The organism is Draconibacterium sp., from assembly GCF_041583095.1.
In the GTDB taxonomy this organism is placed as follows: Bacteria; Bacteroidota; Bacteroidia; order Bacteroidales; family Prolixibacteraceae; genus Draconibacterium.
In genome coordinates this window covers 1-11,402 of sequence record NZ_JBFHGM010000169.1, presented here as the reverse complement: position 1 = coordinate 11,402, position 11,402 = coordinate 1, and the positions used below count along the sequence as shown (strand labels likewise).

Annotated in this window: 8 protein-coding genes; 7 read left to right on the top strand and 1 reads right to left on the bottom strand. The window is 41.0% G+C overall.

Annotation, left to right across the window (positions count from 1 at the left end):
• The 4 genes from ABZB17_RS15075 to ABZB17_RS15060 form a co-directional block, all read left to right on the top strand.
• A partial coding sequence (locus tag ABZB17_RS15075; RefSeq protein ID WP_372651206.1) for a glycoside hydrolase domain-containing protein occupies positions 1-609 on the top strand: 609 nt, incomplete at its 5' end.
• A gap of 57 nt (positions 610-666) precedes the next feature.
• Entirely contained in the window at positions 667-2,430 is a 1,764-nt protein-coding gene (locus ABZB17_RS15070; protein ID WP_372651204.1) for a class I mannose-6-phosphate isomerase, read from the top strand.
• 10 nt (positions 2,431-2,440) lie between these two features.
• Entirely contained in the window at positions 2,441-3,370 is a 930-nt protein-coding gene (locus ABZB17_RS15065; protein WP_372651202.1) for an ROK family protein, read from the top strand.
• Between the two features lie 15 nt (positions 3,371-3,385).
• A complete protein-coding gene (locus ABZB17_RS15060; RefSeq protein WP_372651200.1) occupies positions 3,386-4,528 on the top strand; it encodes a sugar MFS transporter in 1,143 nt (380 codons plus the stop codon).
• Between the two features lie 18 nt (positions 4,529-4,546).
• Here the strand turns inward: ABZB17_RS15060 and ABZB17_RS15055 are convergent, their stop codons facing one another.
• Positions 4,547-5,125 carry an RNA polymerase sigma factor gene (locus ABZB17_RS15055; RefSeq protein WP_372651198.1) on the bottom strand — a complete coding sequence of 193 codons (579 nt, stop codon included), beginning with the start codon at positions 5,123-5,125 and terminating at the stop codon, positions 4,547-4,549.
• A 164-nt stretch (positions 5,126-5,289) separates the two neighbouring features.
• On the opposite strand from ABZB17_RS15055, the gene ABZB17_RS15050 reads away from it, so the two are divergent.
• From ABZB17_RS15050 to ABZB17_RS15040, 3 genes are all read left to right on the top strand, one after another.
• Positions 5,290-6,261, top strand: coding sequence for a FecR family protein (locus ABZB17_RS15050; protein WP_372651196.1), 972 nt, complete (start codon positions 5,290-5,292; stop codon positions 6,259-6,261).
• A gap of 191 nt (positions 6,262-6,452) precedes the next feature.
• A complete protein-coding gene (locus tag ABZB17_RS15045; protein ID WP_372651194.1) occupies positions 6,453-9,800 on the top strand; it encodes a TonB-dependent receptor in 3,348 nt (1,115 codons plus the stop codon).
• Positions 9,801-9,811: 11 nt separating this feature from the next.
• A partial coding sequence (locus ABZB17_RS15040; protein ID WP_372651192.1) for a RagB/SusD family nutrient uptake outer membrane protein occupies positions 9,812-11,402 on the top strand: 1,591 nt, incomplete at its 3' end.

Genomic DNA, 11,402 nt, shown 5'->3' with positions numbered 1-11,402 from the left:
CCACATCAGCCCGAAGAGTTGGTAAAGAAGCTGGGACATGAAACTTTTAATAATCGACTCGACAGCATTTTTATTGCATCGCAGAAAAATATTTTCGGAGGCGGAAAAGAAGTGGATGCTTTTGCCGGACTGAAAGCTTTATACAATCACGGAAATCAACCGAATCTGCATATCTCATGGATGTTTAATTTTTCGGGGAGACCCGACCTGACCCAACAATGGGTGCGTGCTATTTGCGACGAGTTTTACGGAACAGAAGGGATTCACGGATACGGTTACGGACAGGATGAAGATCAGGGACAGCTTGGTGCCTGGTATGTAATGGCCGGTATTGGTTTGTTTGATGTGAAAGGACTTACTGCTATCGATCCTGAAATGCAGATTGGAAGCCCGCTTTTCGACAAAATAACAATAAAGTTAAATCAGGATTATTACAAGGGAAAACAGTTTGTTATTGAAACTGAAAATAACTCGAAAGACAATGTTTATGTACAAAAGATTGAGTTGAACGGAGAAGTTCAAAATTCACCTTTTGTTAAGTTTCAGGATATTGTTGATGGTGGCAAACTAAAACTGAAGATGTCGGGAACGCCTAAAATCAATCAGTAAGTATTTGAACTCAATTCTCTGTTTGCGACCTGAGTCGTATAAAGTATAAATTAGATAATGGAAAAACGGAAAACAACACAGTTTTTAATGCCCGTTGAAAAAGACGGTGCGGTGGTGAATGGCTACGATATATATCCCTCGTTAAAATTGGGGAACGATGTAATTTCAACCGACTTATCGGCACTTGCCGAAAAGCTTAAAGGAGAAAGCACGATTATTATCGATGGCTATGTTGGAGTATATTTTGAAAACTTCAGGTTGTTATTGGACAATGCGCTCACCGCAGTGGGAAAAACAACCAACTGGGTAAATGTGGAAACAGCCTTAAAACCGGAAAATGAAATCGATGAGCTGATTTCTCCATTTTTGGGCGAAGAAGATTCTATATTCGGAACAAGGGCAGCCATTAAACTGGAAGATTATTTTGATTCAGAAAAACTGAAAAATATAGCGCCGGAAACCAATACCGATATAAACCTGATTTACGGTGCCGGAGCTTCTCTTACCGGTTGGGATGGAAAGCTATTGTATATCGATCTGCCCAAAAACGAACTGCAGTTTCGTGCGCGTGCTGGTAGTGTGAAAAACCTGGGAGCCAGCCAGTGTTTCGACATGAAAAAGATGTATAAACGGTATTATTTTGTCGATTGGATAGTGCTCAATAAACGCAAAAAAGAGATTTTAAATGCCATTGATGTAATCATTGACGGCCAGCATGAGGATGTTTATTCATGGATGGACGGTGAAAATTTGCGTGCAGGTTTAAAGACAATGGGCGAGAACTTTTTCCGTGTACGGCCGTGGTTTGAGCCCGGAGTGTGGGGAGGAACCTGGATTAAAGACAATATCGAAGGTTTAAATTCGGATGTGCCCAATTATGCATGGTCCTTTGAATTGATTACGCCCGAGAATGGAATTGTGTTTGAAAGCTCGCGAAAACTGCTGGAAGTTTCTTTTGATTCGCTGATGTTTGGCGAGGGTGAAGCGGTAATGGGAGAAGCCGATCATTCAAAATATGGCGATGAGTTTCCTTTGCGTTTTGATTTCCTGGACACTTTCGATGGCGGAAATTTGTCGGTGCAGTGTCATCCGCGTCCGGAGTATTGCAAAAAGCATTTTGGCGAAGACATTACACAGGAAGAAACCTACTATATTCTCGACCGGAAAAATGATGCCGCTGTGTATATCGGATTTCAGGACGACATAGAACCAAAAAAATTTGAGACGGCTTTGTGGGATAGTTACAATACCAATACTGCCATCGATATTACAAAATATGTACAGGAAATACCCGCCCAAAAGCACGACCTGTTTCTAATACCGCCGGGAACAATTCACGGGTCGGGTATCGATAACCTGGTCTTGGAAATAAGTACAACGCCCTACATTTTTACCTTTAAAATGTACGATTGGGTACGTCCTGATCTGGATGGAAATCCACGTCCGCTGAATATCGAACATGGAATGAAAAACCTTTATTTCGACCGAAAAGGGGAGAAGGTGAAAAAGGAACTGATTTCGGAGCCTGTACTGCTTCAGGAAGCGGAAGACTGGAAACTATACGAACTTCCAACGCATGAAAAACACAGCTATGGCGTTCATCGTTATCATTTTACCAATGAGGTTGAAATTGAAACAGGAGGAAAATTTAATGTACTGAGCCTGGTTGAAGGAACATCTGTAACTGTTAAATCAGCAAACGGAATGGAAGATACGTTTAAATTTGCTGAGACTTTTGTTGTTCCTGCAGCGGCAAAAAGTTACACGGTTCGTAATCATTCGGAGCAGGAAGCAATGATCGTTGTGGCATTTATGAAATAATGGAAAGCATATGAGTTACGCGGTTGGAGTAGATATAGGAGGAAGTCACATTAGCTCGGTTGTGGTTGATGTGAATTCCGGCGAAATGCTAAAAGATAGCCTGGCTGAAGTTGATGTCGACAATCAGGCTTCAGCAAACGAGATTCTGGATAAATGGGCCTCTGCAATTAGTGAATCCATAATGTCAATCGATAAAGAAAAACTGATTGGAATTGGTTTAGCCGTGCCAGGTCCGTTTGATTATAAAAATGGTGTAGCCCTGCTTAAGAACGTTGCAAAATACGACAGTCTTTATGGAATTAATGTTGGCGACGAACTGAAAAAGCGTTTGGATTTGCCTGCTGAATTTCCTTTTCGCTATTCCAACGATGCGCTCTCTTTTGCTGTTGGCGAATGCTGGGGTAGCAAAGCTGCAAACTATAAAAATGTAGTGGCTATTACTCTGGGAACCGGATTTGGCTCCGCCTTTTTAAGCAACGGCGTTCCAGTAATCGAAGGCGATCGGGTGCCGGAATCGGGATATGTTTACCACATTCCCTACAGAGAAGGAATTGCCGACGATTATTTTTCAACACGTTGGTTTCTTGATGAATATAAAAAACGAACCGGAACTGTCTGCAGTGGTGTAAAAGAGATTGCCGACCGTGTTAACAACGATGAGGCTGCCAAAACACTTTTTGATGATTTCGGAAGCAATCTGGCCAATTTCCTTGTTCCTGTTCTCGCTAATTTTGATGCTGATTGTTTGGTAATTGGTGGAAATATTTCGCGGGCTTACCCATTGTTTAGCGCTGCTTTCAAGCGTGTTTTGAATGGAAGGAAAATAAACATTGAAATAATGATTTCGGAATTAATGGAGTCGGCAGCAATGGTAGGAAGTGCCCGGCTTTTAGATGAAGAATTCTGGACTAATATGGAGCCTTTGGTGGCTAAAATATAACGAGCAAAAAAACTTATGAGCAAAAAATCGAATTTAGCCGTACTGCCGGTTTTGTTTAGCTTCTTTATTATGGGCTTTGCCGATGTGGTAGGCATTTCATCCAGCTATGTAAAGCAGGATTTTGGGTTGAGTGATTCAATGGCCAACCTCTTACCCATGATGGTTTTTCTTTGGTTCGCCGTTTTTTCGGTACCAACAGGTGTGCTAATGAATAAACTCGGGCGGAAAAATACCGTATTGCTGAGTATTGTTGTTACACTGCTGGCATTGCTTGTGCCATTGGCCACTTACAGTTATACCATGGTTCTGATTGCCTTTGCTTTGCTGGGTATCGGAAACACGATTTTGCAGGTGGCATTAAATCCGCTTTTAACCAATGTGGTTAGTGGCGAGAAATTAACCAGTAGCCTTACACTTGGCCAGTTTGTAAAAGCCATTGCTTCGTTTATTGGGCCTATTGTTGCAGGAGTGGCATCAGGTACATTCGGAAACTGGAAACTTATTTTCCCGATTTTTGCTTCAGTTACTCTGTTGTCGGGATTGTGGCTTTTATTGGCCCCGATTCAAAAAGAACAATCAAACAGTGAAACTGCCGGTTTTGCCGCAAGCTTTAAATTGTTAAAAGATCCGGTTATGCTGAGTTTCTTTTTTGCAATTGTGGTTTTAGTGGGAATCGATGTTGGGTTGAACGTTACTTTACCAAAGTTTCTGATGGAACGTACCGTGATGCCGTTGGAGAAAGCCGGATTGGGTACGAGCTTATATTTTGCAGCCCGTACCATCGGTACTTTTATCGGCGCCATTTTATTGATGAAATATTCGGGGCGGAAATTTTACATCGGCAGTGCGGTTTTAGGAATTGTTGCGCTGGTGGTTATGGTTGCTGTTCCTGGTCCGGTTTCGCTGATGTATATAATGATATTTTGTTCCGGGCTGGCAGTTGCCAATGTGTTTTCCATTGTTTTTTCAGCAGCATTGCGCCGAAAGCCGGAGTATGCAAACGAAGTTTCGGGTTTGCTGATAATGGGAGTAGCCGGAGGCGCAATAGTTCCCCCGGTTATGGGTGTGGTATCCGATACTGCGGGACAAACAGGGGCAATGCTTGTTGTGCTTTTGTTATTTGTGTATTTGTTGATTAGCGCGTTAAAAATGAAATAGCGGGTACCGCTGGGGCTGTTATTTGGAGCTAACAAACAGGTCGATAAAAAGCAGGGCGAGGAAACCGTATTCGGTTAAATTCTTTTTAATGAATTTACTTGCTTTGCTTAAATGATCTTCAACTGTTTTTATAGAAATACCAAGTTCGGCAGCAATTGTTTTATTTGCTAAACCACGTTCTTTGCTAAGCTGATATATTTTTTTTCGTTGAGGAGGTAGTTGTTCTACCAGGTCATTGAGCTTGTCGGATAACTGGTTGTAGTTGAACTGCGATTCAGTATCGATACTATTGGTTATTGTTTTGTTTTTCAGGTGATCCAAATAGTCTTTTTCCGAAAGCTTTTTCCGAAAAACAGAAACGATTGTGTTTTTGGCTACCGTAAATAAATAGGCATCAAGATTTGAGTCTTTTTTTAGTTTGTTTCTGTTCATCCAAACATTAACAAATACTTCCTGAACGATGTCGAGAACTTCTGATTCCGATTTTAGGTATGCCATCGCAAAGCGATACAGCCTCGGGCTATATTCGGCATACAAATCATTAATGGCGGATTTATCGCCATCAATAAATCGATTAATTAGTTTCTCGTTATTCATCTGTCCCAGTTCGCTAGAATGCACAAATCTATAAAATGTTTTTAGATTCTGGCTGAACCAAAAAGAGGGAGTCAAATTCAGCTGGATATAAAATTTAAAAAAATGTAAAAGCGAAGCAGGGGTTTTTTATACTTTACACGTTTAACAAGCGACTACAAGATTATATGAAAGAATATTACAGGAAATATATTGAAAACAATTGCACGGAGGAAGAGTTTCAGCAGTTTGTTGAATTGTTTGTAAAACCGGACAAGCAGTTGGTTTTGGATGCCAATATGAAGGAGCATTGGAAACATACAAAAGCTGAGGAAACAGAAACTCCCGATTTATCGGATACGCTACACAAAATTCATTACGAAATAAATAGCCAGGAACCACGAACAGGCAAAACCCGAAAATTAGTAACCTATTTAACCCGGGTGGCAGCAGTTCTTTTTATTCCCCTGGCCATTGCTCTGTTTTTTACACTTGAGGAAACGAACAGTAGTGCCGAGCTGCAAACGGTTTCAACACCGTTGGCCTCAAAAACCCATTTTGTTTTACCCGATGGTTCTGAAGTTTGGCTGAACTCAGGATCTTCCATAGAATATCCGAAAGAATTCAGCAGAAAAAAGCGTTTGGTTAAACTGAGTGGTGAAGCCTATTTTGATGTTCAGAAAAGCGAAACACCCTTTGAAGTTGTTACTGAGAATGTACAGGTAAATGTACTGGGTACGGCTTTTAATGTAATGAGTTATTCAAATACCAACCCTGAGGTGACATTGGAAAGGGGAAAAGTACAATTGATTTCAAACTCGGGGGAAGAAAAAATTCTGGCACCCGGACAGCAGGCTGTAATTGATGCTGAAAACTCGTCAATTCAGGTGCAAAAAGTGGATACCGAAATTTATTCGTCATGGATTGATAATAAGTTGATATTCAGAAATGAATCGTTGAAAGATGTTGTTGAACGGCTGGAGCGGTGGTATAATATTTCGATTGAACTGGATGATCAATATATATCAGATAAAAAATTGACGGCAACAATAGAATACGAGTCGATTACAGAAGTGATGGACTTGCTGGAAATAACAATGTCGTTAAAATATGAATACGATAAGAACGAAAGAAAACTGATTGTAAAACCAATAAAATAACAAATCTGCCTATGGAATAAGTAACCAGAACTAAACCTCCAAAAACAAAAAAAGAAGTGGAGAAGCCACCAACTTCCCCACCTCCGAAAAATAATTATCAGAATTATTAATCTTAATACGTCAAATCTATGAAAAAAAAGAGATTGAAGGAAATCCCTTTGTGGAGTTTCTTCTTAAAACTTTTAAGACTTATGAAAGTAACTTTGTTTTTGTTATGTATTAGTGTTTTTTCAGTAATGGCTAAGGAAAGCTATTCGCAGGTAACACGTTTATCTGTTGAACTGAAAAATACGGATGTCAAAAGTGTCCTTGAGGAAATTGAAAATCAAAGCGAGTTTTATTTTTTCTACTCCGAGGATGTAGTCGACACAGAGCGTAAAGTGTCAGTGAGTTTTAGAAATACTGACATCGAGAAAATTCTAACAGAAATATTTTACAACACCGGTGTTGAGTATAAAATTGTTGGCAGGCAGGTAGCCTTGTACAAAGGCGAGTTTGATGAATCGAACTTACCGGCGGTTCAGCAACAGGGAGTAAGCGGAACGGTTACCGGAGCTGATGGTTTGCCAATTCCGGGTGTTACAGTGTTTGTAAAAGGTACTACCCAGGGAACGGTTACCGATATTGATGGAAATTTCCAGGTAAGCAATGTTGGGCCTGATGCGGTTCTGTCTTTCTCATTTGTAGGAATGCTTTCGCAGGAAGTTGTTGTGGGCAACCAAAGCAATATTTCGGTAGTGATGGAAGAAGACGCCATTGGTATCGAGGAAGTTGTGGTAATTGGTTACGGTACCATGCAAAAGAAAAACCTGATTGGTTCTGTTGATCAGGTAAACTCAGATTTAATTGAAAATCGTCCGGTTGCAAATGCGGTACAGGCTTTACAGGGAGCTTCTGCTAACCTTGTAATTCAGCAACGTAGCATGAACCCGAACGATAATAGTATGAATATTAATATTCGTGGTGTAAGTACCATGAATAACAATAACCCATTGGTTGTAATCGACGGAATGATTACTGAAATGGGAAGTTTAAATAACCTGAATCCGGCAGACATTGAAAATGTATCGGTGTTAAAAGATGCCGGTAGTGCTGCTATTTACGGTTCGCGTTCGTCAAACGGGGTAATTTTGGTAACCACTAAAAAAGGGGTGAAAAGTGATAAACCTATAGTTCGTGTAAGTACAATGACCGGTTTTCAGGATCCGGATGTATTATTCCAGCCTGTAAAAGGATACGAAAATGCCTTGCTTAAAAACCAGGCTTTAATCAATGTTGGTTCTTCGCCTAAATATACGCCTGCCGAAATCAGAGATTTTCAGCAGAACGGCGATGGACAGTGGTTCCTTGATGGAATTCTGCAATCAGCCTTGCAGCAAAATTACAACGCCAGTATTTCAGGTGGTAACGAAACTTCTACTTACATGGTTTCTGCAGGTTATTACAACCAGGAAAGTAACTTCGTTGGCAGTTTCGGAATTGAACGTTACAACTTCAGAACTAATTTGGTAAGCCAATACGGAAAGTTGAAATTGAGTGCTTTAATGGCCTTTAACCGCACGATGCAGAAAGCGCCAAATGCCAGCACCGGATTCCTTATCGTTGACGGTTCGCGTATTCCGCCTTACTACAATTACCAAATGAAAGCCGACAATGGCAAGTACCTGATTAACGATGTGCTTTCGCAGTTTAACCCTCTCGGACAATTGGCTGGTGGATTTCAGAAAAAAGACGATGATAATTTCCTTGGAAGTTTGAACGCCGAAATGGATGTGGCAAAAGGTTTAAAGGCAAAAGCGATGGTTGGCTTCGATTTAGGAGCAAATCACCGTTTTATCAGAGGATTGGAAGTTCCGTTCTACTCCAGCCCAACTGCTGAAAAACCAAGTTCGTATGCCAACGATACCAGGCCTACAGAAGATTACAACGAGAAAAGGTATATTCTTAATACGCAGTTTTTATTGGATTATAACCGTTCTTTCAACGACGACCATAATGTGTCCGGTTTGATTGGGGTTTCCAACGAATCGTATCAACGTCAGGCCAACGAGATAAGGAAGCGATATACTGACCGCGATCTTGGACTTCCGGAGTCGGAAACCATAATTGATATAGATAATAGCTACAATACTCCTGCACAAACACAGGAACGCAGTATTTACTCTATTTTTGGTAGGGCGGGTTATAACTACAAAGACAAATATTACGGCGAATTTAGTTTCCGCTACGATGGTTCTTCAAAATTTGCTGAAGACTACCGCTGGGGATTTTTTCCATCGTTTACTGGTGGCTGGCGTATGTCTGAAGAAAGTTTCATGGACAACTACAAAAGTAATATCGGCGACTTGAAGTTACGTGGTTCGTACGGTGTTCTTGGGAACCAGAATGTTGATGATTACTCGTATTTTACTACCTACGAGGTTTCTAGCAACAGTTATGGTTTTAACAATGAAGCGGTTTCTGGAACAGGTTTTAGATTAGGAAACAGTATACTGCAATGGGAGGAATCTAGCACTTTTAACATTGGTGCCGATGCTACTTTCTTCGGTTCAAAACTATCGGTTTCACTGGACTATTTTAATAAACTTACTTCTCAAATCCTGTTAACTCCGGTTGTGCCTTCGGTATTTGGAGGTGGTGTTGCAAAAGAAAATGCAGGTGAAATGAGAAACCAGGGTTGGGAAGCTACCATCAACTATCACGCAGAAACAGGTGCGGTTGACCACAATGTACGTTTGAACATAGCAGATTCGAAAAACGAAGTAGTTGATTTTGGCGGGAATGAACAAATTGATTCGAACGACCAGTTACTTAAATTAATTCGCGAAGGTGAAGCTCTGGGATCGTACTTTGGATATAAGACCGATGGCTATTTTGGTAGTTACCAGGAGATTGAAAACAGTGCACTGCCAATTGGAGCAACTGTTGAGCCGGGCGATGTAAAATACGTAGACAAGAATAACGATGGTGTTATCGACGATAAAGACCGCCAGCTTTTAGGAAACGCATTCCCGCGTTATACTTTTGGGTTAAACTACGATGTTACCTGGAAAGGATTTGACTTTGGCGTATTAATTCAGGGTGTGGGTAAACGCGATATGTTTTTGCGTGGTGAGCTTGTAGAGCCTTTCCATGCCAACTACTCATATGTAATGTACCAGCATCAGTTGGATTTCTGGACTCCGGTAAATCCTGATGCAGAATGGCCACGACTATCGGCTCCAGGTTCATCATCTAATCAGAATAACTGGGGTAGAGCATCTGATATTTACATTTTTAATGCGGCTTATATACGTTTGAAAAACATTCAGTTGGGATATACTTTGCCGAAAGAATTGACCACAAAAGTGGGTGTTCAAAAACTTCGTTTGAGTGTAAATGCACAGAATTTGTTCACGCTCTCAAGTGTTTCTTTTATCGATCCTGAGTCAACAGAGTTTGAAAGTAATATGGGAGGCGTTGGAGGCGTTGGAGCGAACAGTGGCCGGAATTATCCTACGCTTAAGTACTACGGTTTTGGTTTAGAATTAGAATTTTAAAATTAAATGACATGAAGATGAAATTTCTAAAATATAGTGCCGGCGTTGCAAGTTTAATTTTAATACTTTTTACTTCTTGTAATGATTTGGAATTGGCACCAATTAATAGGTTCACAGAAGCTAATTACTGGACATCGCCAGAAAAAGCCAACATGGTTTTAAACATGGCCTACAGTCAAATTTACAATTCGGGTTATTTTTTCTCTACCGAAGCACTAAGCGATAACATTTATGAAGGTCGTGGATCAAGTTCGGAGAAAATAATTTCTTCGGGACAGGCTGATGCTTCAAACAATCGTTTTGCAAACGAATGGAGAGATTGTTATGCCGGAATTAAAACTTGTCATACTTTTCTTGAAAATGTTGACCGGGTTGAAGGAATGGATGAAGACCTGAAAGCAAGAATGAATGCCGAGGCACGTTTTATCCGTGCTTATCTGTACTTCCGCTTAACCACATGGTTTGGTGACGTTCCCTTGTTTGAAAGCGATATTACACTGGATGAGTCGAGAACAATTGCAAGAACCTCGCATGAAGAAGTGCTGGCTTTTGTGCGCAACGAGCTGGATGCGGCTATAGATATTTTGCCAACAAAACAGGAATATGCTGAAGAGGATAACGGCAGAGTTACCGCCGGAGCTGCTGTGGCATTGAAAGCCAGAACATATTTGTACAGTAACGACTGGCAAAATGTGGTGAGTACCTGTGAAGAGTTGATTAATTCTGATCAGTACGGTTCTTACAGTTTGTTCCCATCGTATGAAGGAATTTTCCTTCCTGAAAATGAATATAACGATGAAGTGATCCTGGATTTGGGTTATGTACCGTCGTTGCGCACCTGGGGAGAATACTTTGATTTTGCACCACTTTCGGTAGGGGCTCGTGTAAACCAAATGTCGCCAACACAGGAATTGGTTGATGATTACCTGATGATGAACGGAAGAACCATTGATGATGCAAACTCGGGATACGACGAGAATGATCCGTATGTTCGTCGCGACCCACGTTTAACAGCAACTGTGGTTTATCACGAATTTCCTTGGCGTTTGCCTGACGGAACCATCCAGACCATTTACATTAAGCCGGGTACTGCGCCTGACGAATCAGCCGAAGTTGATGAATACAAAGGTCAGGGTACCAACTCTACATCAACAGGTTACTACATGCGTAAATATTACGATCCACAATCGCTGGCATCGTTTACTTCAGGCCTGAATCTGATTTTGATTCGTTATGCCGACGTACTTTTAATGTATGCCGAAGCTAAAAACGAGTTAAATCAAATGGATGAAAACGTTTGGAATTCAACAATTAAAGCTTTGCGCGAACGTGCCGGATTTTCCGATGCCAGCGCATTAGATTTTGATGCGTCGTTGAGCAGTTCTGATCTGCGCGAAATCATTCGCCGCGAACGTCGTGTTGAATTGGCTTTAGAAGGTTTACGAATCTTCGATATTCGTCGTTGGGAAACTGCTGAAACTGTTTTGGATGGTAATCCACACGGAGCTCAGTATGGCGATCCAAGTATCGACAACGGTTATATCAGGCTAGATGTACGTTCATTTAATCCTGAACGGGATTATTTATGGGCGGTTCCGCAGT